This window comes from Paenibacillus sp. J31R120, from assembly GCF_056269225.1.
Map to the genome: position 1 here is coordinate 36,888 of NZ_JBWDNN010000002.1, position 23,063 is coordinate 59,950.

Annotated in this window: 21 protein-coding genes, 1 tRNA gene, 1 other RNA gene and 1 pseudogene; 18 read left to right on the top strand and 6 right to left on the bottom strand. The window is 50.5% G+C overall.

Annotated features, from left to right (window positions below; translation table 11 throughout):
- Positions 1 to 14: 14 nt before the first annotated feature.
- From AC0YNW_RS06785 to AC0YNW_RS06805, 5 genes are all read right to left on the bottom strand, one after another.
- Positions 15 to 794, bottom strand: a complete 780-nt coding sequence (locus tag AC0YNW_RS06785; RefSeq protein ID WP_387477690.1) for a formate/nitrite transporter family protein — start codon at positions 792 to 794, stop codon at positions 15 to 17.
- Positions 795 to 1,296: 502 nt separating this feature from the next.
- Positions 1,297 to 1,878: an ATP-dependent Clp endopeptidase proteolytic subunit ClpP gene (clpP, locus tag AC0YNW_RS06790; protein WP_119803907.1), complete on the bottom strand. Its 582-nt coding sequence runs from the start codon at positions 1,876 to 1,878 to the stop codon at positions 1,297 to 1,299.
- A gap of 120 nt (positions 1,879 to 1,998) precedes the next feature.
- Positions 1,999 to 2,349: a hypothetical protein gene (locus AC0YNW_RS06795; RefSeq protein ID WP_475831300.1), complete on the bottom strand. Its 351-nt coding sequence runs from the start codon at positions 2,347 to 2,349 to the stop codon at positions 1,999 to 2,001.
- A 246-nt stretch (positions 2,350 to 2,595) separates the two neighbouring features.
- Positions 2,596 to 2,886 (bottom strand): hypothetical protein, encoded by a 291-nt coding sequence (locus AC0YNW_RS06800; protein ID WP_475831301.1) that lies wholly within the window; start codon positions 2,884 to 2,886, stop codon positions 2,596 to 2,598.
- A gap of 168 nt (positions 2,887 to 3,054) precedes the next feature.
- Positions 3,055 to 3,129: transfer RNA gene (locus AC0YNW_RS06805), tRNA-Arg, on the bottom strand.
- Between the two features lie 247 nt (positions 3,130 to 3,376).
- Here AC0YNW_RS06805 and AC0YNW_RS06810 point away from each other — a divergent pair.
- From AC0YNW_RS06810 to ssrA, 16 genes and pseudogenes are all read left to right on the top strand, one after another.
- Entirely contained in the window at positions 3,377 to 4,408 is a 1,032-nt protein-coding gene (locus AC0YNW_RS06810) for a sugar-binding transcriptional regulator (RefSeq protein WP_475831302.1), read from the top strand.
- Positions 4,409 to 4,541: 133 nt separating this feature from the next.
- The gene (gene gap, locus AC0YNW_RS06815; protein WP_119803897.1) at positions 4,542 to 5,546 is read left to right on the top strand and encodes a type I glyceraldehyde-3-phosphate dehydrogenase; all 1,005 of its coding nucleotides are present in this window, start codon (positions 4,542 to 4,544) and stop codon (positions 5,544 to 5,546) included.
- Positions 5,547 to 5,724: 178 nt separating this feature from the next.
- On the top strand, positions 5,725 to 6,909 hold the full coding sequence (locus AC0YNW_RS06820) for a phosphoglycerate kinase (RefSeq protein ID WP_475831303.1): 1,185 nt from the start codon (positions 5,725 to 5,727) through the stop codon (positions 6,907 to 6,909).
- Positions 6,910 to 6,941: 32 nt separating this feature from the next.
- Positions 6,942 to 7,697 (top strand): triose-phosphate isomerase, encoded by a 756-nt coding sequence (gene tpiA, locus AC0YNW_RS06825; RefSeq protein WP_475831304.1) that lies wholly within the window; start codon positions 6,942 to 6,944, stop codon positions 7,695 to 7,697.
- A 1-nt stretch (position 7,698) separates the two neighbouring features.
- Positions 7,699 to 9,237: a 2,3-bisphosphoglycerate-independent phosphoglycerate mutase gene (gene gpmI, locus AC0YNW_RS06830; protein ID WP_475831305.1), complete on the top strand. Its 1,539-nt coding sequence runs from the start codon at positions 7,699 to 7,701 to the stop codon at positions 9,235 to 9,237.
- Between the two features lie 64 nt (positions 9,238 to 9,301).
- Positions 9,302 to 10,594, top strand: a complete 1,293-nt coding sequence (gene eno, locus AC0YNW_RS06835) for a phosphopyruvate hydratase (protein WP_387477717.1) — start codon at positions 9,302 to 9,304, stop codon at positions 10,592 to 10,594.
- An 81-nt stretch (positions 10,595 to 10,675) separates the two neighbouring features.
- Positions 10,676 to 10,855 (top strand): annotated as a pseudogene (locus AC0YNW_RS06840) (YhgE/Pip domain-containing protein); the annotation flags it as partial.
- A gap of 155 nt (positions 10,856 to 11,010) precedes the next feature.
- Positions 11,011 to 11,709 (top strand): copper homeostasis protein CutC, encoded by a 699-nt coding sequence (locus AC0YNW_RS06845; protein ID WP_475831306.1) that lies wholly within the window; start codon positions 11,011 to 11,013, stop codon positions 11,707 to 11,709.
- A 96-nt stretch (positions 11,710 to 11,805) separates the two neighbouring features.
- Entirely contained in the window at positions 11,806 to 12,573 is a 768-nt protein-coding gene (locus AC0YNW_RS06850; protein WP_475831307.1) for a sugar phosphate isomerase/epimerase family protein, read from the top strand.
- Between the two features lie 96 nt (positions 12,574 to 12,669).
- The gene (gene secG / locus AC0YNW_RS06855) at positions 12,670 to 12,906 is read left to right on the top strand and encodes a preprotein translocase subunit SecG (protein ID WP_119803882.1); all 237 of its coding nucleotides are present in this window, start codon (positions 12,670 to 12,672) and stop codon (positions 12,904 to 12,906) included.
- A gap of 132 nt (positions 12,907 to 13,038) precedes the next feature.
- Positions 13,039 to 13,776, top strand: a complete 738-nt coding sequence (locus AC0YNW_RS06860) for an ABC transporter ATP-binding protein (protein WP_475831308.1) — start codon at positions 13,039 to 13,041, stop codon at positions 13,774 to 13,776.
- Positions 13,777 to 13,789: 13 nt separating this feature from the next.
- Entirely contained in the window at positions 13,790 to 15,052 is a 1,263-nt protein-coding gene (locus AC0YNW_RS06865; protein WP_475831309.1) for an ABC transporter permease, read from the top strand.
- Positions 15,053 to 15,194: 142 nt separating this feature from the next.
- Positions 15,195 to 18,026: a ribonuclease R gene (gene rnr / locus AC0YNW_RS06870; protein WP_475832169.1), complete on the top strand. Its 2,832-nt coding sequence runs from the start codon at positions 15,195 to 15,197 to the stop codon at positions 18,024 to 18,026.
- Between the two features lie 324 nt (positions 18,027 to 18,350).
- Positions 18,351 to 18,551, top strand: a complete 201-nt coding sequence (locus AC0YNW_RS06875) for a cold-shock protein (protein WP_116047333.1) — start codon at positions 18,351 to 18,353, stop codon at positions 18,549 to 18,551.
- A gap of 218 nt (positions 18,552 to 18,769) precedes the next feature.
- Positions 18,770 to 19,252, top strand: a complete 483-nt coding sequence (smpB, locus tag AC0YNW_RS06880; RefSeq protein WP_387477733.1) for an SsrA-binding protein SmpB — start codon at positions 18,770 to 18,772, stop codon at positions 19,250 to 19,252.
- A gap of 248 nt (positions 19,253 to 19,500) precedes the next feature.
- Positions 19,501 to 19,866: a transfer-messenger RNA gene (ssrA, locus tag AC0YNW_RS06885) on the top strand.
- Positions 19,867 to 19,926: 60 nt separating this feature from the next.
- On the opposite strand, the gene AC0YNW_RS06890 is transcribed toward ssrA, so the two are convergent.
- Positions 19,927 to 20,094 carry a recombinase zinc beta ribbon domain-containing protein gene (locus tag AC0YNW_RS06890; RefSeq protein WP_475832170.1) on the bottom strand — a complete coding sequence of 56 codons (168 nt, stop codon included), beginning with the start codon at positions 20,092 to 20,094 and terminating at the stop codon, positions 19,927 to 19,929.
- A gap of 458 nt (positions 20,095 to 20,552) precedes the next feature.
- Between AC0YNW_RS06890 and AC0YNW_RS06895 the strand changes: the two genes are divergently transcribed.
- Both AC0YNW_RS06895 and AC0YNW_RS06900 read left to right on the top strand, forming a co-directional pair.
- Entirely contained in the window at positions 20,553 to 20,732 is a 180-nt protein-coding gene (locus AC0YNW_RS06895; protein ID WP_475831310.1) for a TetR/AcrR family transcriptional regulator, read from the top strand.
- Positions 20,733 to 20,858: 126 nt separating this feature from the next.
- Positions 20,859 to 22,400, top strand: coding sequence for a serine hydrolase domain-containing protein (locus tag AC0YNW_RS06900; RefSeq protein WP_475831311.1), 1,542 nt, complete (start codon positions 20,859 to 20,861; stop codon positions 22,398 to 22,400).
- Positions 22,401 to 23,063: the final 663 nt, after the last annotated feature.

Below are 23,063 nucleotides of genomic sequence, written 5' to 3' on the forward strand. Positions count from 1 at the left end.
AATGATAGTCTCCTTTATTCCTCGATAAATGGTTTGTTTACGTAGTGGTACATCGCGGCCATCAGCACGCTTCCCCCGATCAGATTGCCGATTGTGACAGGAATCAGGTTATGCAGAATGCCGTCCAGCGATATCGTCCCCGGCTGCTGCAGGACAAGTGCGATCGCGAAGGTGCACATATTCGCAATGCTATGCTCGTAGCCCGAGATAAAGAAGCAGAATACGAAGAGCATCATGGCGAACATTTTGGCACCGTCCCCTTTGAGCCCCATAGGTACGAAGAAGGCCAGGCAGACGAGCCAGTTACATAGTATCGCCCGGAAGAACAGCTCTACCATAGGCGTATGCATCTTTTTGTCCACGACCTCAAGCAGAAACCCGTTCACATTCGGATCGGCGAATAGTCCGGTCAGCCAGATCAGGAGTGCGAACACCGCAGCGCCAAGGATGTTGCCGCCATAGCTTAGAATCCACAGCTTAGTGGTATCACTCCAGCGCATTTTTTTGCGAAGGGCGGCGTAGCTGTAGTAGAAGGTGTTGCCGGTGAACAGGTCGCCTCCGCCATAACTAATCAGAATAATGGCTGTGCCGAACGTGAGGGCGGCCATGGGATAGGTGAGCGGAGAATGCTCGACATAAAAGAAGCTGCCTGTCTTGAATGCGACGATAACGCCGAAACCGATAAACATGCTTGCCAGCATGGAACGTGACAGGTACCGCCACAGGCTTTGCCGGAAAATGCGCAGCTTCTTCAACGCAAGCTGCTCCACCTTGAGCAGCGCTTCAATCTCCATAGGTACTCCTCCTGACTATCTCTCTGTTGCATTTGTCTGTTGTCGTTGTGATGCCAATATAGCATGAGCAGGAATTGGAAAGATGTGATAAAAGTCACTATGGACCAGAAAAAAATGGGAGGAGCGAGGCGGGGGGCTTCTGGAAGGGGTATGGGGCAACGTTAATCGTGCGAAAGTGACTGGAACAGAGAATTAGTGTTGTAAGAAACTGTTATAAGGTTTGCAACTTAGCAGTGATGAAGGGTGTCTTGTTAGGAAGAGAAGGTAGCTTGCGTGAGCCATGTCATCCATACTCATTTGAACCCTATTCCGTCATTATTGATCATGTTAAGTTGAAGTATGCTTTTATCAGCGGGGAGCCGCTGCGAGAGCTGGTTGATTATTTAAAGTGAGGATTTCGCGATTAAGCAGAGACAGACTTTGGGGCATAAACATAGCGTCCGCAAATTAAAAACCTCCCCTCCACAAAAGTGGAAGGGAGGTTTCTCTGCGTTATGAATGATTAGACCTTCTCGATGACTTTGTCTACGAGGCCGTAAGCGTGGGCTTCGGCTGCGCTCATGAAGTAGTCGCGGTCGGTGTCCTGCTCGATGCGGCTGAGCGGCTGGCCGGAACGTTCCGCCAGGATGTGGTTCAGCTTGTCGCGCATCTTCAGGATGCGGCGAGCGCGGATCTCGATGTCGCTGGCTTGGCCTTCAGCGCCGCCAAGCGGCTGGTGAATCATGACTTCGCTGTTAGGCAGCGCATAACGCTTGCCCTTCGCGCCCGCTGTCAGCAGGAACGCGCCCATGGACGCGGCCATACCTACGCAGATCGTCGATACATCCGGCTTGATGTATTGCATCGTATCATAAATGGCCATACCGGCTGTTATGGAACCGCCAGGGCTGTTGATGTATAGGGAAATATCCTTATCCGGGTCTTCCGCCGCCAGGAACAGCATTTGCGCGATGATGGAGTTGGCTACCACGTCATTCACGCCAGAACCTAGAAATATGATGCGATCCTTCAACAGGCGGGAATAGATGTCGTATGAACGTTCCCCCCGATTGCTTTGCTCAATAACCATAGGCACAAAATTCATTTCGAACCAGTCCTCCTTCGTCTACGTAAAAGCATGAATCAAAAATTCGTATTCCTATCATAACGGATTAAAATCAAAAAGTCAAAGATGGTCAAAGAAATTGATTTTTCAGGCCAAACCCTATATTTGCTCTTCGGTCCGCTCCGTAAAGTAGACCCCGTTTTGCAGGTCATTGACGAAACGCTGCAGCCATTCATAATAGCTGACGGCATGCTTCAGCTTGTGCAAATCCTCCAGACGTAGCTTCCGCTCTTCCTCATCTGTGCCCAGTTCAAGGATGATTCCGCTAAGCTGCGGGATAACCCCTTGGATCGCCCCCAGCATCACATCGAGATCCCGTTGCAGCTTGAAGGTGAAGAAGGATTGGAACGCTTTGAAGAAACCCGTCTTCGCAGCGTCAATGATCTGTGTTCTCCACTCCTCTCGAGGGGTCAAGGGCTCCTTCATTTGACCAAATGTAGCTTTTTTCACGACTTCTCCAATCCTCACTGCAAATTAACAATGCAATAACCATTCCATTCGTAAATGAACGTACAATAATTTTTGAACAGAGCTGTTGATAACGACTTATCTATCAATAACTGGATTATACGCTGATTAGCTATGAACCGCCGGATTTTTGGCAGAAACAAGAGAAGCGATCAAAAGCGGGAACAGGAGGATAGCGTGTCGGAGCCTACAATTGTGTACCGATATACCAGAAACAATGTGAAGAAGTTATCTGCTCGTGTCGAGAGGATCATATTGAACGAAGACGGGCATAGCGTTTGGGTACATCATTAGATGGATGCTCTCGGTGCGATTCTTGAAAGAATCGATATATTGGCCGAAATGAGCTTCATATTCCACGCCGGTGAATGAGAGATTCTTCCCAGCGTAATGAGAGTTTACATATAGCGTTGCTGCAATAGATGCTAAGGCTTTTGGCACGGCCTTTGATTGAATAATAATAATGGCGAGTACGAGTACAAAAGCTGCCAGTAGCAAACGCTTGTTTTTTCGCTTCATAACTTCCTCCAAATATCTACAGACTTGGGTGATTTTAAATCCGCCCATATAAACGTTATTGTAGTTAGGTTTGTTGCAGGACGGAAGAAGCTATCATGCACAGGTTGGTTGCAGGATGCAAAAAAGCCGCTCAGCATGAGGCTGAACGGCTTAAGTTTATTGGTATAGTGGCGCGCCCGCTAGGAATCGAACCTAGATCTCAGGCTCCGGAGGCCTACGTCATATCCATTGGACCACGGGCGCATCTCTTCAAAAAACAGTAGCAGAGATGATTATATGATATTCACGCCGTTAAAGCAAGAAGGCTGGGAAAATTAAATTTGTGAAAAAGATGTCGGAAATCGTTTTCAAATGCGATTCGACTCTTGCAGGCTGCTCTTGTTTTCGTTAAAATAGAGGTGGGACTTAAAATGAACACGCGGGACGAATTCAGTCCCAACAATTCTTTGAATCCCATTATGCTAATGACCGATGGAGTGAAGGATAAGAGATGCGACAGCTCATTGAACTGCAGCAGCAGCTTGTGCCTGAGCTTCTGGAAGTCATGCGGAAGAGGTACATGATCCTGCATCAGGTAATGCTATCGGACACGATTGGCCGCCGTACACTGGCGAATACGCTGGATATGACGGAGAGAGTGCTTCGGGCAGAGACCGATTTCCTAAAGGAGCAAGGCCTGCTGGAGATTCATACGGCGGGCATGCGGATCAGCGAGCAAGGCCGCAGCGCACTCGAACAGCTGGAGCCTCTGTACAAGTCGATGTTCGGTTTGTCCGAACTGGAGGAGAAGCTGCGCAGGGCATACGGGCTATCGCAGGTCATCATTGTGCAAGGCGATTCCGAGACGTCGATTCAGACGAAGCGCGAGCTCGGAAGGGTAGCGTGCCAAGTACTTCGCACCGCGCTGAAGCCGAGAGATGTCGTAGCGGTAACCGGGGGCACGACGATTGCCCAGGTAGCCAATCAGCTTACGACAACAACAGCCATGAAGGATATCTGGTTCGTACCGGCAAGAGGCGGACTTGGCGAAAGCTTGGATTATCAAGCGAATACGCTGGCCTCGACCATGGCGAAGCGGACGGGCGGACATTACCGGCTGCTGCATGTGCCGGATCATCTGGGTGAAGAGGCATTCGCTTCCTTGATGCAAGAGCCCAACATTCGGGAGATCGTTGACGTGATCCGAAGTGCGCGAATTGTCGTACACGGGATCGGGGACGCCATGATCATGGCGAGAAGACGGAAGCTGGACAGCGAAGTTGTAGCGGAGATCGAAGCGGAGGGCGCACTGGCCGAGGCATTCGGGTTTTATTTTGACCGAAGCGGAGCCGTTGTTCACCAAATGCAGACCGTAGGGTTACGGCTCGAGGATATCGTTAACACTGAATTAGTGATTGGCGTTGCCGGGGGCAAGAACAAAGGCGAAGCGATTGCGGCAGTGATGCGATTCGGCCATAACGACGTACTCGTCACCGACGAAGCCGCGGCGCTGGAGATGGCCAGTTTACTAGAAGAGAATTAGACGCAGGGCAAGGAATTGTACAAGTTGTAAGGAAGGCATCATGACGAGGAACGGCCTGCATTAGCAGCCCCCGGGACACGTCTTGAAATATATTTTTTTATAGCAATCCAAAAACGCTTAGGAGGAACAAACAATGGTTAAAGTTGGTATTAATGGTTTTGGACGTATCGGCCGTAACGTATTCCGTGCTGCGCTGAACAATTCTGAGGTGGAAATCGTAGCAGTCAATGACCTGACAGATGTTAACACGCTGGCTCACCTGTTGAAATACGATACAACGCATGGCGTTCTGGACGCTACTGTTGAAGCAAAAGAAGGCGCTTTGGTTGTAAACGGCAAAGAAATCAAAGTATTCGCTGAGCGCAACCCTGCTGATCTGCCTTGGGGTTCCGTAGGCGCTGAGATCGTAGTTGAGTCCACTGGTATCTTCACAGCAAAAGAAAAAGCTGAGCTTCACCTGCAAGGCGGCGCTAAAAAAGTTATCATCTCCGCTCCTGCAACGAACGAAGACATCACTGTGGTTATCGGCGTTAACGAAGACCAATACGACGCTGCTGCACACACCATTATCTCCAATGCTTCTTGCACAACCAACTGTCTTGCTCCATTCGCTAAAGTGTTGAACGATAAATTCGGTATCGTTAAAGGTATGATGACAACGATTCACTCGTACACAAACGACCAATCTGTACTTGACGTACCACACAAAGACCTGCGCCGTGCTCGCGCTGCTGCAGAGAACATCATTCCTTCCTCCACAGGCGCTGCGAAAGCTGTTTCGCTGGTACTGCCTGAGCTGAAAGGTAAGCTGAACGGTATGGCTATGCGTGTTCCTACGCCTAACGTATCCGTAACTGACCTGGTTGCTGAGCTGAAAGTTAACGTAACGGTTGAAGAAGTTAACGCAGCGTTCAAAGAAGCTTCCGAAGGCGCTTTGAAAGGCATTCTGAACTACAACGAATTGCCGCTGGTATCCAGCGACTACAACGGCGACCCAGCTTCCTCCACAATCGACGCTCTGTCGACTATGGTAGTTGAAGGCAACATGGTTAAAGTTATTTCCTGGTACGACAACGAGTGGGGCTATTCCAACCGCGTAGTTGATCTTGCTGCTTATATCGCAAGCAAAGGTCTGTAAGGAAAGAAAGCTGATGGGCCGCGGCTCCTTACGTAAGAGCTTCGGCCCTTGGTTTGCGCCCTCGCAGGGCCGGACTATGGGCGTTCCTTCCTTTTAGGGTGAAGGGACGCCTTTTGCTTTATAGAGATAGATATGGCCGATAAGCCGGCAGAAACCACTATTGGGGAGGATTTCAACCATGAACAAGAAGAGTGTACGTGACGTAGCAGAATTGGCAGGCAAGCGTGTATTCGTCCGCGTGGACTTCAACGTGCCGCTCGAAGACGGCAAAATTACGGATGACAAGCGTATTCGCGAGACGCTGCCAACGATTAACTTTTTGATCGAAAAAGGCGCAAAAGTGATTCTGGCGAGCCACCTGGGCCGTCCAAACGGACAAGTCGTCGAAGAGCTTCGCCACACAGCTTCCGCAGTGCGTCTGTCGGAACTGCTGGGCAAGCCGGTAACGAAAGCGAACGAAGCCATCGGCGAAGCCGTAGAAGCACAAGTCGCTGCAATGGAGAACGGCGACGTTCTTTTACTTGAAAACGTACGTTTCTACCCGGGCGAAGAGAGTAACGATCCGGAGCTTGCGAAGGCTTTTGCCAAGCTGGCTGACCTGTTCGTTAATGACGCTTTCGGCGCTGCTCACCGCGCTCACGCTTCCACAGAAGGCATTGCTCACATCCTGCCAGCCGTATCCGGCCTGCTGATGGAGAGAGAGCTTGAAGTACTAGGCAAAGCGCTGAACAACCCTGAGCGCCCGTTCACGGCAATCGTAGGCGGTTCCAAGGTTAAGGACAAAATCGCGGTTATCGACAAAATGCTGGAGATCGCTGACAACATCATCATCGGCGGCGGCTTATCTTATACATTCTTCAAAGCGCAAGGCCATGAAATCGGCAAATCCCTGGTGGACAACAGCAAGCTGGACCTGGCGCTTGAGTTCATCGAAAAAGCGAAAAAATTGGGCAAAAACTTCTACATCCCGGTTGATATCGTAGTAACAGACGATTTCAGCGCTGATGCGAACACGCAAATCGTAAACGTTGACGGCATTCCGGCTGAATGGGAAGGCATCGACATCGGTCCTAAGACGCGTGAGCTTTATGCAGACGTGATCAAAAACTCCAAGCTGGTTGTATGGAACGGACCAATGGGCGTATTCGAAATCGAGCCATTCTCTCATGGCACGCGTGAAGTAGCAAAAGCAACAGCTGAGACTTCGGCTTACACGGTCATCGGCGGCGGCGACTCTGCTGCGGCAGCTGAGAAGTTCGGTCTTGCTGACCAAATGGACTTCATCTCCACTGGCGGCGGCGCTTCCCTGGAATTCATGGAAGGCAAAGTGCTTCCAGGTGTAGTCGCTCTTAACGACAAGTAAATCTTGAGAAGATAGAAACAGGAGGTCATCCTATGAGCAGAACACCGATTATCGCAGGCAACTGGAAAATGTTCAAAACGGTATCTGAAGCGGCGGCATTCTTCGCTGAAGTGAAGGGCAAAGCGGAAGTCGCTGGCGTAGAGAGCGTTATCTGCGCGCCTTTCACAGCGCTTCCTGCACTGGTAGAAGCGGCTAAAGGCACGACAATCGCTATCGGCGCGCAAAACGTTCACTTCGAGGACAATGGCGCTTTCACAGGTGAAATCAGCGGCTTGATGCTGAAGGATCTGGGCGTGAAGTACGTCATCATCGGTCACTCCGAGCGCCGCGCTTACTTCGCGGAGTCGGATGAGATCGTGAACAAGAAGACGGTTGCGGCATTCAAGCATGGCTTGACGCCAATCGTATGCGTAGGCGAGAAGCTGGAAGAGCGCGAATCCGGCGCGACGAAAGAAGTATGCAAAGTGCAGACAGAAGCTGCATTCCAAGGCCTGTCGGCTGAACAAGCAGCTGAAGTTGTAGTTGCTTACGAGCCAATCTGGGCGATCGGCACAGGCAAATCCTCCACGTCTGAAGATGCACAAGACGTCATCGGCTACATCCGCGGCGTGATCGCAGGACTGTATGACGAAGCGGTTGCAGCGAAAGTTCGCATTCAATACGGCGGCAGCGTGAAGCCGAATAACGTATCGGAGTACCTGGGTCAAGCGGACATCGACGGCGCGCTGGTAGGCGGAGCAAGCCTTGAGCCTGCTTCCTACATCGCTTTGATCGAGGGGGCCAAGTAATATGGCCTCTCGCAAACCGGTAGCACTGATTATTTTGGACGGATTCGGCCTTCGCGACGACGTGACTGGCAATGCGGTCGCACAAGCGAACAAGCCGAATTACGACCGTTACATGGCGCAATACCCGAATACGACATTGACAGCAAGCGGTGAAGCCGTGGGCTTGCCGGAAGGTCAGATGGGCAACTCCGAAGTTGGCCATCTGAACATCGGCGCAGGCCGCATCGTGTATCAGGATCTGACTCGTATCAGCAAGTCAATCCGCGACGGTGAGTTCTTCGATAACGAGACATTGCTCGCTGCTGTGAATCACGTGAAGTCGAGAGGCAAGAAGCTCCATCTGTACGGGCTGTTGTCCGATGGCGGCGTTCACAGCCATATCGCTCACTTGTTCGCGCTGCTGGAACTGGCGAAGAAGGAAGGCTTGACGGATGTATACATCCACGCTTTTCTGGACGGCCGCGACGTATCACCGGATAGCGCGAAGGGCTATGTCGAGCAGCTTCAAGCGAAGATCGAGGAGCTTGGCGTAGGTCGCATCGCAACGGTCCAAGGCCGCTACTATGCAATGGACCGCGACAAGCGCTGGGAGCGTACGGAGAAGTCCTACCGTGCTATGGTTTATGGCGAAGGACCTCAATACGCAGATCCTGTGAAAGCGGTAGTTGAATCGTATGAGAAATCCGTATATGATGAGTTCGTTATGCCGACGGTAATCGTAGGCGGAGACGGCAAGCCGGTAGGACTGGTGGAGTCCGAGGACGCAGTTGTGTTCTTCAACTTCCGTCCGGACCGTGCGATCCAGCTGTCGCAAGTATTCACGAATGAGGACTTCCGCGGCTTCGATCGCGGCGCGAATCATCCCGTAGGCTTGCACTTCGTCTGCCTGACGCTGTTCAGCGAGACGGTGGGCGGCTATGTCGCTTACTCGCCGAAGAATCTCGACAATACGCTGGGTGAAGTGCTTGCCCAGAACGGCAAGACGCAGCTTCGCACAGCGGAGACGGAGAAGTACCCGCATGTCACGTTCTTCTTCAGCGGCGGCCGTGACAAGGAGCTTCCGGGCGAGACTCGTGTCCTGATCAGCTCGCCGAAGGTTGCCACTTATGATCTTCAGCCGGAGATGAGCGCTTACGAGCTGGCGGAGTCCACGGTACGCGAGATTGAAGCGGATAAGCATGATGCGATCATCCTGAACTTCGCCAACCCGGATATGGTTGGTCACTCCGGCATGCTGGAGCCAACGATCAAGGCGGTAGAAGCAACGGATGAATGCTTGGGCAAAGTCGTAGAAGCGGTGCTTGCGAAAGGCGGCGTCTGCATCATTACAGCGGACCATGGCAATGCGGATATGGTATTCGACGAGAATGGCCGTCCGCATACGGCGCATACGACGAATCCGGTGCCTTTGATCGTAACGAGAGAAGGCGCTACGCTGCGCGATGGCGGCATCCTGGCAGATATCGCGCCGACGATGCTCGACCTGCTAGGTCTGGCGAAGCCGGCTGAGATGACAGGCTCGACATTGCTTGGCCAATAATAGTAGACTAGTGGAATGAAGCAATATTGATTATGCGAACTATAGAAAAGGAGTGTTCATTCAAATGTCCATTATCGTTGATGTATATGCACGCGAAGTGCTGGATTCCCGCGGGAATCCAACTGTAGAAGTAGAAGTAGCTCTTGAGTCCGGCGGCAAAGGCCGCGCTATCGTTCCATCCGGTGCGTCCACTGGCGCATACGAGGCGGTAGAGCTTCGTGACGGCGACAAATCCCGTTACCTGGGCAAAGGCGTTGTTAAGGCAGTAGAAAACGTAAACACGATTATCGCTCCTGAAATCATCGGTCTTGACGCCCTTGATCAAGTAGCAATCGACCGCAAAATGATCCAGCTTGACGGCACGCCTAACAAAGCGAAGCTGGGCGCTAACGCGATCCTGGCTGTATCCATGGCTGTTGCCCGCGCAGCGGCTGACGCTCTGGATGTTCCTTTGTACACATACCTGGGCGGCTTCAACGCTAAGACTCTTCCAGTTCCAATGATGAACATCATCAACGGCGGCGAGCATGCGGACAACAACATCGACGTACAAGAGTTCATGGTATTGCCAGTTGGCGCTTCCGACTTCAAAGAAGCTCTTCGCATCGGCGCAGAGATCTTCCACAACCTGAAAGCGGTACTGCATGACAAAGGCCTGAACACAGCTGTTGGCGACGAAGGCGGCTTCGCTCCGAACCTTGGCTCCAACGAAGAAGCGATTACGACAATCATCTCGGCAATCGAGCGCGCAGGCTACAAGCCAGGCGTTGACGTATTCCTGGGTATGGACGTGGCTTCCACTGAGTTCTTCAAAGACGGCAAATACGTACTGGCTGGCGAAGGCAAATCCTTCACGCCTGCTGAGTTCGTTGACCTGCTTGCTTCGTGGGTTGAGAAGTATCCGATCGTTTCGATCGAAGACGGCTGCTCCGAAGACGATTGGGATGGCTGGAAGCTTCTTACTGAGAAGCTGGGCAGCAAAGTACAACTCGTTGGCGACGACCTGTTCGTAACAAACACAGAGCGTCTGTACGACGGTATCGAGAAAGGCGTAGGCAACTCCATTCTGGTTAAAGTTAACCAAATCGGTACGCTTACAGAAACATTCGATGCGATCGAGATGGCGAAACGCGCTGGCTACACAGCGGTTATCTCCCACCGTTCCGGCGAAAGCGAAGACAGCACAATCGCGGACATCGCAGTTGCGACGAACGCTGGCCAAATCAAAACAGGCGCTCCTTCCCGTACGGACCGCGTAGCGAAGTACAACCAATTGCTTCGCATCGAGGACCAACTGGGCTCCACAGCTCAATACGGCGGCAAAGCAGCATTCTACAACCTGAAAAACTTCAAATAAGAACAGGCAGCTCCGCTGCTTGTGAAATAAGAAGAGAGCATGTCCCTCAGGGGATATGCTCTCTTTTTTGCATTATTCGGTTTTTACCGGGATTGGGTACATTCCTGGCTGCCGATGCGATTCATGGTAGAGGGGTTGCGCGAGCTGTTCTTCTTCGGCCAAGGCCTCCAGTGGAGCGGTCCGGTAATGACATTGGCTGGCATCGGCGTAGTCAGCTTGATCGTGCTGCTGCTGTCCGTGTTCAAAGCGTCGAAAACATAATATTGGCTACCAAAGAAAGACCCCCGGGTCTTCCTTTTTGCTTCTTAATGAGGTAGGCTCGAATAGATTAGATGAAGCGCCATCATGTGGCAGGCGAGTATAACGCCTAACGCTGGTATAAATGGATTAAGGTTGTCGAGAGGAGTGGATTGAACATGCTGATTGAAGTGATCGCCATTCGGACGGAGGATGTCGAAGCTGCTGCCGAGGGAGGAGCGGACCGGATCGAGCTGGTAACCGGGATCGCGGAAGGCGGATTAACACCAAGTCTTGGATTAGTGGAAGGGGCAGTGAATGCTTCTACGCTGCCTGTTCAAGTGATGGTTAGACCACATAGTCAGTCCTTCTGCTATAGCGAATCGGATATAGGGATTATGCTGCGAGATATCGAAGCGATTAAGGAGACGGGAGCCGCGGGTATTGTAATCGGGCTGCTGACACCCTCCGGCGAATTGGATAGAGGCTCGCTGGAGCGGATGCTTCGTGCAGCGGAAGGTCTTGATGTGACGTTCCACCGCGCATTCGACGAAATCGAGGATCAACTGGCGGCATTGCGGCAGCTTGCCGAGTATCCATCTATTAGCCGCGTCCTAACAGCAGGCGGATTAAAGCCTGCTCCGCAGTCTGCGGATCGAATTCGGACTCTCCGGGAGGAGGGCGACCGGCTGGGCATTTCGATACTGGGCGGCTACGGACTTCATGCGGGCAATATTGAAGAGTTCGTCGACAAGACGAGAGTCCACGAGATTCACATTGGATCAGGAGCAAGGCGGAACGGCAGCTTTATGGAGGCCATTGTTCCATCAAGCATAACGGAGATTCGGCGATTGCTGCATGACATTCTTGATTCATAGGCATTAATGGAGTATTCCTGCTGCCCTCGCTGCGCATAATGTACGAGAGTATGAACTCGGAGTGCATATGTCGGACTTAGGGGGGCAACAAGACAGATGGGCAAGCCAATTGCGGGAATACAGATGTATTCGTTACGAGATGAGGCGGAGCGCGATATTCTGGGAACGCTGGAGAAGATCGCCGAGATGGGCTATAAAGCGATTGAGTCGATCGGGTACTTCAACGCGCCTCCAGAGCAATTGAAGAAGAGGGCCGATGAGCTCGAATTAGCTATCCCTTCCATGCTCGTATCGCTTAATTTTAAGACGCTGGCGAAGCTGGATCGGGATTTCCACAATGATATTGAATTTGCCGCCGGGATCGGCGTTTCTTACATCATCGTACCGTGGGTGCCTATGCACGAACAGCCGACGATCGAGGATATGCACTTTTTGGCGGATGTGCTCATTCGATGCGGGGAACAGGCGAGGGCGGCGGGCATGAAGCTGGCTCTGCATAATCATGATTATGAATGGAAGCTGGTAGACGGCAGACCTGCATTCGATCGTATATTGGAGCTGGTGCCCGAGGAATTGTTGGTTGCAGAGCTGGATCTGGGCTGGATATACATGGCGGGTTATGACCCGGTGGAATATTTGAAGAAGCATAAGGCCCGGACGCCTTTGGTGCATATCCGTGATTTCAAAATGGGGCGCAAGGATACCGAGCTTGGAAAAGGTATTGTCGGGATTGAAAGGCTGCTGCAAGAGATTGAGAAGAGCGATGTCGAGTATATGTTCGTGGAGCAGGAGGACTTCCTGACCAGTTCAATGGATAGCGCGAAGGCGAATATTCTCTATTTGAAAAAAATGGGCTATGCTTAGCGACTCTTGTAAAGGCTCGTACTATTGTCAATCCTGTGCAGCTATGGTACAATAACCTTATGTGTTTTACGAGCGGCTACGCTGGAGGTGGATGGAATGGAAATTACATTGAAGATCCTGCTTGTATTATTCTCTATCGGATTGATTGCAGTCGTATTGTTGCAGAAAGGTAAGAGCGCTGGTTTGTCTGGTGCGATTAGCGGCGGCGCAGAGCATTTGTTCGGTAAGCAGAAGGCCCGTGGCTTGGACCTGTTCCTGCAGCGTCTGACAGTAGCATTGGCAATCGGATTCTTCTTATTGTCACTGATTGTATCTTATTTCGTACAAAAATAATGATGAGCTAACAAAAGGCGAGGAGCTTAATCCTCGTCTTTTTTTGATGTTTTTTCTGATACCAGAAACAGGGGATTTCGTAGAATAGAGGAAGAGCTGCGATTCGGTGTAGAGAGTGAGGAGGTTGCTCAAGTGAATCAGGAGTGGAATGTTGGAGAAAAAGAGACGAGCTATGTGCTGCAAGCGGCCATTCAAAAAGCGGGATATGAAGCGGATAAAGCGATCATTCGGGATATTAATCTACAGGTTGGCCCCGGCGAGCTAGTGGGTTTAATCGGTCCTAACGGTGCGGGGAAAAGCACGACGGTGAAGACGATTATGGGCCTCATGCCCAGCGTAACGGGGAAGGTGGAGATTGGGGGCCAACATAAGCGATATGCGTATGTGCCGGAGCAACCGGTTTATTATGAATATTTTACGCTATGGGAGCATCTGAGATTGGCCGCGTCGGTATTCGGCATAACGGAAGCCCAATTCGAGGCCAAAGCGGATTGTTTGCTTCAGCAGTTCCGGCTGACGGAACAGAAGCATCATTATCCGATGTCGTTCTCCAAAGGGATGCAGCAGAAGCTGATGCTGATTATCGCATTCCTGCTGGAGCCAGATGTTTATATTGTGGACGAGCCGTTCTTGGGACTGGACCCACGGGCGACGAGTGATTTCCTGACCCTGTTGCAGAGCGAGCTGGCAAGGGGCGCAGGCGTCCTGATGTCAACGCATGTACTGGACACGGCTGAGAAAATCTGCCAAAGCTTCGTCCTTATTAATCAAGGTTCGATTGTTGCGCAGGGAACGCTGGATCAGGTCAGACGGGATGCGGGATGCGCGGAGGATGCGGCGTTGTCGGATTGCTTCCTGGCGTTGACTTAAGGAGGAAAAAGCAATGATGACACCGTCACAGCTGTTCTTCTACCGGTTGAAGCGCAATGTGAAAGAACAGGCAAAAGCATGGAACAGCGTTTTCGATTGGACCGTTTGGGTGTATTTACTTGTACCAGGCATTCTCATCTTCGGCGGACTATATCGTGAGATCTGGCTGGAGACGCCGGAGTGGGCTGCCGGGGTTCCCTGGTTGCTGCTGCTATCGATTGTGTTATTTCTTATCCTTGCATTCGGAGGACGCATTCGAGTCTTTGTCGATGAGGCGGACCGATTGTTTCTGCTCCAACAGCCTCGTTGGCTGAAGCTGCTAAAGCGTTATGGCATGGCCTATTCGTTCATCATGCAGGCGCTGAGACTCGTATTGCCGTTCCTTGTGGTGCTGCCCTTTCTTTTGCGAGTGGAACAGATGGGGCTTAAGGAAGTTGGAGCAGCCTATCTGTATTCCTTCCTGTTCGCGATGCTGATGTCGATGACGATTCATATGCTGACTGGAAGGCTCCGCAAGTGGCGACAGGTGGTATTGGAAGCGATCGTTCTGCTGATCGGCGTCGTGGCATACTTATATCCGATGCTGTCGCTAACGCAAGAGGGAAGTATCTTCGGATCTGCGCTGGCGGGAGCTGCTGTACTGCTTCTTGTCGTACTGATTGTATGTCTCCGCAAGCCGATTCATTTTGAGACGGAAGTGAAAAATGAACGCTCAGCGCGGTTGTCCTCCACAGAGCTTCTGATGAGCCAAGTGATCGAACGGAAGCCGGTTATGAAGCTAAAAAAGCCATTGTTCATGCGCCAGTCCCGGCGTTTGTTCAAGAAGACCGATACGGGTACGATTCTCGCCGAGCTGCGCATCATTACCTTTGTGCGGTCGCTGTCCATGCTGCGGATCGGAATGGGCTTTTTGTCGGTAACGACAGGGGCAATGCTGATTGTGCCACCATCTGCTACGTACGCAATTATGGGGGGATTTCTATTTCTGATTGTACCTTGGCTGCGTACGCAGTGGGAGCAGTGGAGAAACGAGGAGTTTGTTTCGCAATTCCCATGGAATACGGCGGATCTATTCGCGGGACTGCGGATATCACGTTTTTGGCTGCTGCTTCCGAATATTATGGTTTGGTCGGCGGTTGCTGGATTTCGTCTCTTGGGATTGTGGGGAGTACTGCCCTCGATGATGGTATGTGTACTGGTTTGGTGGGGGGTTCATGCCAGGGAATGGAGAAGACCGGTTCATAAGACAGAGGATTCTCCAATCAGCGGAAGCTGATGATTAAGGCGGTATTTCGTTTTTTTCGCAAATGGGGATGTGCCGCTGGCATTTCGTGTATACTACATGGTATATGATAATCTATCAACCGCTACAAGAGCTCTAGCCCTTAGGCGGTTCATGAGGAGAAGGGCCATTCATGATGGAACGCGAGCAAGAATTGCTAGATTTTATGAGAGAAACGGCGTATAAGCCGATGACGTACCAAGAGCTGGAGGGACACTTCGGTATCGAGGGAGCAGCGGGATTCAAGGAATTTCTCCAACTGCTAAATAAACTGGAAGAAGAGGGCAAGATCATTCGTACGCGCAACGAGCGCTACGGTGTACCGGAGCGAATGAACTTGCTGCGCGGAAAGCTTCAAGCACATGCGAAAGGCTTCGCTTTCCTGCTGCCGGATGAGAAGGATCATCCCGATGTGTATATTCACGCGAATGATCTGAAGAGCGCGATGAACGGCGATATTGTCCTAGTACGCATTACGTCCAAAAGCGAAGGTGGCGGACGTATGGAAGGCGAGGTTGTCCGTATTGTCCAGCGTGCAGTGACACAGATCGTCGGCACGTTCGAGAATCACGAGGTATACGGCTTCGTTATGCCCGATGATAAGCGGATTAACCGGGATATCTTTATTCCGAAGGGCGGATTCCAAGGCGCGGTGACTGGTCAGAAGGTTGTTGTCCGTATTGTGTCTTATCCGGAGGGCCGCAGCGCGGCTGAAGGCGAGATTCTGGAGATTCTGGGTCACAAAAATGATCCTGGCGTCGACATCCTGTCCATCATCCGCAAGCATCAGCTGCCGGAGAGCTTTCCCGATGAGGTTATGGCCGAAGCGGAAGCTGCGCCGGATACGATCACCGAAGCGGAGATCAAGGAGCAAGGGCGCCGTGATCTAAGAGATGAGATCATCGTCACGATTGATGGCGAAGATGCTAAGGACCTCGACGATGCGGTGCATGTGAAGCTGCTGGAGAACGGCAATTTCCTGCTTGGCGTTCATATCGCGGACGTAGGCTATTATGTACGGGAGAAATCTGCACTGGATCAGGAAGCATTCCGCCGGGGCTGCAGCGTTTATTTGACCGATCGCGTCATTCCAATGCTGCCTCACCGCTTGTCGAATGGCATATGCTCGCTTAACCCGCAAGTTGACCGACTGACGCTTTCTTGCGAGATGGAATTCGATGCGAAGACGCTGAAGCGTGTGAAGCATAATGTCTTCACGAGTGTCATTCGCACGAAGGAGAGAATGACCTACACGAATGTGAAGCGCATTCTGACCGCTAATGAAGAGGAGCCAGAGACGGAACTGAAGGAGCGTTATGCCGACCTATTGTCGATGTTCGCCCTGATGGAGAAGCTGGCGATGCGCCTGCGCTCCAAGCGGATGAAGCGCGGCGCGATTGACTTCGACTTCCAGGAGTCAAAAATTATCGTCGATGAGAACGGCAAGGCTGTTGATATTGTCAAGCGCGAGCGTTCCGTTGCGGAGCAGATCATTGAAGAGTTCATGCTGGTGGCGAACGAGACGGTTGCGGAGCACTTCCACTGGCTGCGTGTGCCATTCCTGTACCGGATTCACGAGGACCCGGATCAGGAGAAGCTGCTGACATTCATGCAGTTCGCGGCAAACTTCGGCTACGTCGTGAAGGGTGGCAAAGGCAACAATTCCGTTCATCCGCGTGCGCTGCAGACGCTCTTGGAGGAAATTCAAGGGACGAAGGAATCGACCGTTATTTCCACCATGATGCTGCGATCGATGAAGCAGGCGAAGTACGATGCAGAGAGTCTGGGCCACTTCGGCTTGGCTGCCGAATTCTACTCCCACTTCACATCGCCGATTCGCCGATACCCCGATTTGGTGATCCACCGGGTCATTCGCGAGGTTCTTGAGGGCGGCGGAGCACTTAGCGAAGCGCGTCATGAAGCTCTGACGGCTCGTATGCCGGATATTGCCCAGCATTCCTCTGAACGGGAGCGGGCAGCGGTCGATGCTGAGAGGGATACGGATAAGCTGAAGAAATGCGAATACATGCTGGATAAGGTCGGCGAGGAATTCGACGGCATTATCAGCAGCGTAACCAGCTTCGGCATGTTCATCGAATTAGAGAATACGGTCGAAGGTTTGATTCGTCTTAGTGATATGACGGATGACTACTACCACTTCCACGAGCTCCATATGGTGCTCATTGGCGAGCGTACGTCGAAGGTATACCGCATCGGCGATGAAGTGAAGATTCGCGTAGCGCGCGTCGATATGGATGAATATAATATTGACTTCGAGATGGTCGACATGAAGCCGCGCGGCAGCTACAAAGGCGTTGCGGATGCCGGTTTCGGGGCAGGCCGCAAGCGCGGAGGCTATGGCAAGCGTGAGGGCGGCGGTCGTCCCGGCAGCCGTGATGCTTCCGGCGGAGGTCGCGGCGCATTCGCTGGCGCCAAGGGCGGCCGAGGCAAAGGCGGCGCCGGGCGCGATGGCAGCAAGCCAGCCGCGAATGGTGGTAAAGAACGATCAGGTGCAGCTGATCAAGCGGCTAAAGGCCGATTCAAACGCGGCGGCAAGGACGCGGCTGCGCCGACTGGGAATGGCGCCAACCCTTGGGGTAAGGATAGCGTGCCGGATAATGGCGACTGGATAGATAAGAGAGCCGCAGAGATTGAAGCTGAAGGTAAAAGCACTCGCACGGATATGTGGGGACTGCCAATTCGTGAAGGCGGCGATGCCCGCAAGGATACCCGCGGCAAGGATGGCCGCCCGGGCAAGGGCACTGGCGCATCCGGTGACAAAACCAAGAAAAAGGGCAAAGGCGGGAACGGGCGCCGGAAGAACGCGACGACTAGCGGCGTATTCAATGGCAGTGAAGCGGGAGCAGCAGCAGCCTCGCCAGCAGACGAAGCCAAGAAAAAGAAGCGCAAGAAAAAAGGAGAGCTAAGCAACTCCACGGCAGCTTTTGTAAGAAAGAAACGGAAATAGGTCTGAATTTACTAAAAATAGGATTAGATGGGTTTATGTAGTTGATATACTCTCATTCTAGAGTCAGATGGCGGCATGGTTTTTCCTTAGTTGGGAATGTAAGTGCCGCCAACTGGACATAATGGGAAAATATATTTAAGCTTGTCGCTTGCTTTTCAGCGGCTGGGATAGTATACTCAAAGCAATCGGATGAGATGAACCTGAATTCACATATTGAAAAGGGTGTCATTAGAGTCGTCATGAAACCCTTTTCAATGTGTGAATATTTTTTTTTCAAAGAACAAATAGGCGCATATTAATTTAATTTTTTGGAGGTAATTCCACATGCAACAAGGTACAGTTAAATGGTTCAACGCTGAGAAAGGTTTCGGCTTCATCGAAGTTGAAGGCGGAAACGACGTATTCGTACATTTCTCCGCAATCGTTGGCGACGGCTTCAAAACTCTTGAAGAAGGCCAACGCGTTGAGTTCAACGTTGTTCAAGGCAACCGCGGACCACAAGCTGAAAACGTAGTTAAGCTGTAATAGCTTAATATCGGAGAGACCGCTTCGACCTCGAGTCGGGCGGTCTTTTGCTTCACATAGATTGTTTTGGAGGGTCCAGCATTCGGTTAACTGGTTCATGAGGTGAAGATCAGTTTAAAGGAAAGAGTACCTTTCCTGATTATTGATTTTGGCTGGCAAAGTTGCTACAATGAACCAACAGAGACGCTGGTCTTGAAGAAGAAACGAGGTGAATTAGCATGGGTGCCAAGAAGAACGACGGCAAGCAGCTCGCCCAGAACAAGAAGGCCTCCCATGACTATTTCATTGAGGAGACCTTCGAGGCGGGCATGGTCTTGATGGGAACGGAGATTAAGTCGCTGCGTAATGGCAGAGCGAATATCGGCGATGCGTTCGCAACGATTCGCAATGGCGAGATCTTCATTCACAACATGCACATCAGCCCTTTCGAGCAGGGCAACATCCATAACCCGACTGATCCGACGCGCGCAAGGAAGCTGCTGCTGCATAAGGCGCAGATTCACAAGCTGCTGGGATTATCGAAGCAAGAAGGCTATGCCATCGTGCCGCTGAAGATCTACGTGCGCAACGGGTACGCCAAGCTGCTGATCGGGCTGGGCAAAGGTAAGAAGCAATACGATAAGCGCGATACCGCCGCCAAGCGGGATGCGCAGCGCGATATCCAGCGCGCGCTTCGGGAGAAGCAGAAGGTGGCTAGATAATCCGTTCTTCCCATGGATGAATCGGCCAACGCTGCCAGCAATATTCCCGGGCAAATGCCGGATGTTCGTGGTATAATAGGTACACGGCAACGGTGGGTTGCCGGGTCGGTTAGAGAGCAAGCAAGACTCAGCCGAATTTCAGATGTACATGACTTGTGCGATTCAGTCATACATCACCTCAATCCAGAGGTCCCGACTAGCTAGACGTTGATGCTCGGCAAGAGCATAAGCAGCGTTTATGCCCATTCGGGGGCGTTTATGGATTCGACGGGGATTGGACGAGCGCGAGCCAGCGGGTAGCAGGGAGTCGTCTGCTTCATCAACGCTAAAGCCTATTAAATGGCAAACAACAAACAAACTACGCTGTAGCAGCTTAATAACCTGCTCGCGTGCTCTCGCTCTGTATCGCCCATGTACCGGGATGAGGGCCCAACTTTAGTGGGATACGCTGTCACATCTCCGCCTGGGGTGTGCTGAAGAAGATAATCAGGCTGACCTATAAAGTACCGCGTTGCAGGGGGACTCCGTAGGTGACATCAAAACTGCAGCTACACCCGTAGAAAGCCGTGTGGCGTGATCTTCGGACAGGGGTTCAAATCCCCTCGCCTCCACCATCATGAACACCATCCGCATGAGGATGGTGTTTTTGCTATTTAGAGGCTGATTTGAGCTCATTAAGTCCGAAGAGGACAGGGATTGAGCCGCGATGGTGTATCGCATGTCTTATACAAGTAATTGTTATGACAACGATAAGTTCTATATATTGTCTCGCCGGTTTTAACGAGCTTCTTGATCGCACTATTACCATTAAAATTAGAGCCACACTTCTCACACTTCAGTATTCCGGAATAAAATACTCGTAACTGTTGTTACTCATATGGTCCTACTTTCGTCGAAGAATCATACCTTGTACGCTTTCGAAATCTTTCATAGCAATTGTTCGCTCATCCTCTCTAAGAAGGTCTCTGCCGTGATTGCTCCTCCTCTGCGGAACATAGTTATCCGTCATCATCATTTATTATTAAAACACATTAGTTGGGTTAAACGTACATCGACATGCGGTTAAATCATTAATCGATGATATTCAGCCATACATTGAACAAAGTGTTCCATGGTGTCCAACTCGTAGAAAAAAAGAGTTTGCAAAAATCTCAACAATCTATGGAAACCCCGGCGTCATTCCGCGCGCAGGGAATGATTATTAGAATCAGAAACCATTAATGGCAAAAATTTGTTTACAAAACAACTTTCATGATTCAAAATACTTACAGAGCAACGCTCTGTCAGGAGGCGATCTTAGGTGGCAAGAATCGTTAAACAACCCGAAGAGAGAAAAGAAGAATTGCTGGGAGTTGCAATCAAGCTATTTATGAGAAAGGGGTATGTCCATACATCGGTCAAGGACATTTCCACGGCCGTCAATAGCTCATTCGGTATGTTTTATCACCATTTCAAATCGAATATTGCTTGGAGCGGCTGAAGAGATCATTCGCTTTTTGCTTAATGACTTGATGATTGTGCTGGGGATCGCAGTAGCGTGTTCGGTAGCCGTATATCGGGCCAAGCGTCATCATCTGAAGACACCTGAACGTGGAGGGTTCGCCTGATGTACTTCCGTATAGTAAGTATGATATTGGTTGTCGTATTGCTCGGTTGCCCAGTTGCCCATGCGACAGTTAATTCTAGCAAGGACTCCCAACATCCAGATTCAACGAAGCTTGAACAAGCGGTGGAGTATACAAGAAATGAATTACTTAAAAATGAGGTTGTGGGCGGAGTAATTGGCATTTTCGATCAATCCGGACTAATGAAGTCAGAAGGGTTTGGTGTCGCTGATCTGAAAAGAGGGAATAAGCCTTCTTCCCAAACACTATATTCCATTGCTTCTGTTACCAAGTCATTAACAGCGACGGCAATATTGAAGCTGAACAATGAGGGCTTATTGGATATCAATAAGCCGGTTAAAACCTATATCCCGTGGTTCCAATTTCAAAATCAAGAGAGATTCAACCCAGTCACCGTTAGGGATTTACTTATTCATGCTGCAGGCGGGATAGGTTCTTTCGAGACGGATGCTCTGACCTTTAAAAGTAATCAAGCGAAGGAATCCACCGAACAATTTGTTCGCTTAATGAATAATCTTCAACTCACTAAGCCGCCTGGAACGATAGGCAACTACTGCAATGGCTGCTTTGATGCGCTGGGGCTCGTGATAGAGTATGTCACAGGAATGAGCTACTACGATTATATGAAAGAGCATATATTTAAGCCGCTAGAGATGATGGATACCGTCTATGGACAAGACCTGGGAAAGATCGATCAAGAGCGTATAGCAAAAGAATACACCTGGTTCTTTGGTACAACGAGGCACTTGGAGCGTTCGTATGAATCTTTCGGCAGAAGCCAGGATCCAGATGGGGGAGCGTACAGCACGATTGAGGATTTGGGCAAATATCTTGCTTTTCTATTAGAGTTTTCGAATCCTTTCGAGCAAGCTTTTACATCGCTTGAGAGCCTGAAAACAAAGGGAGTCCCTACAGAGAAGAATACAGCCTACTACACCGTGGGAGGTCTTGAGGTCAAGCAGCTTCATCATACCGATATCTATTACAAAACAGGCGACGGCATCGGATCTGCGACGGCTATTCTGTTTATTCCTGAATATGATTTGGGTTTTGCTTTATTGTTAGGTGAGTTTCATCCTGGAATTAAACAGCAAATGATCGAAGATATTGCGAGCATTTTAATTGGATATGATCCAGTCGCTCCGGAAGCTTCGTTGACATTGGGAAAGTTGTTTGGATATATAGCGTGGCTGCTTGTTGCAGTCAGTATGATTCTGTTGATCCTGATGGTACACAGACTTTACAGGAAGAAGATTTCTACCCAAAAGCTGTGGCGGGCTATTCTAGGTATGATGGTGTATGGCCTATTTGCATCCTCCCTGTGGGTGTTACTTGTTACTATGCGGCCATCTCCTGCAGCCTTTTATGGGTATCCCTATGATCTGGCCTTAGGACTCATTTTCTTGTCCGCCATGCTGAGCTTGTGGTTTGTGTATTATTTGCTAGATCTATTGATTCGAATTTGGCGTCGTGTGCGGATGGATGGTATGAAGAAAATGAAGGCAGATAGCGGAACTTGTTAGATCGGAAGCTTTGCTTCTGAGAGGACTATAGTTTTCTGAAATGGAAAACCCCGAAAAAAAGCCTTAGGGGATCTTCTGTATATAATGGGGGGCAACACTCCTCACCTCCACTAAATTATGGAAAAAGTGACCATGTTAGGTCGCTTTTTTGCGTTTTCGTATGCGTTTGAGGTTAGTGAAACCGCGAAATTTTTTGATGGCGTAGGGTGTACGTAAGCTGTCTTGACGATGCTCGAGAGACATGAGGCTTCTATTGCATTTTAAATAATTTAGAGCCTGTGGAGAAGAGCTCCCAGGGTGTTTATTTAGCGAGAGACGCGAAGAAAATGTTTTTGACGGAGCAGTTTAGTATGGATGATGTTAAAGTCTATGAGAAAACAATCGCTGCATAGTAGTTGGTGCTTAGTAAAGCAGGAATTTGTCTAATAATGTGGGAATTTATAGAATATAAGTATTTAGGTGGGGGTTTAAGGCCCCTCTCTATTCTAAATATAACAAGTCCGAGGTGCATTGCGGGTCGTGAAGCATGCTCATTCCCCAGACAGGTAGACACGAATAGAGAGAAATCTTTATGCTACAACCGTTTCCCGGAAAACGAAACATATTCATGAATGGCCTGCTCCAAGTTAGAAAAGGTTTTCGTATGGATTAAATAAATTAGCG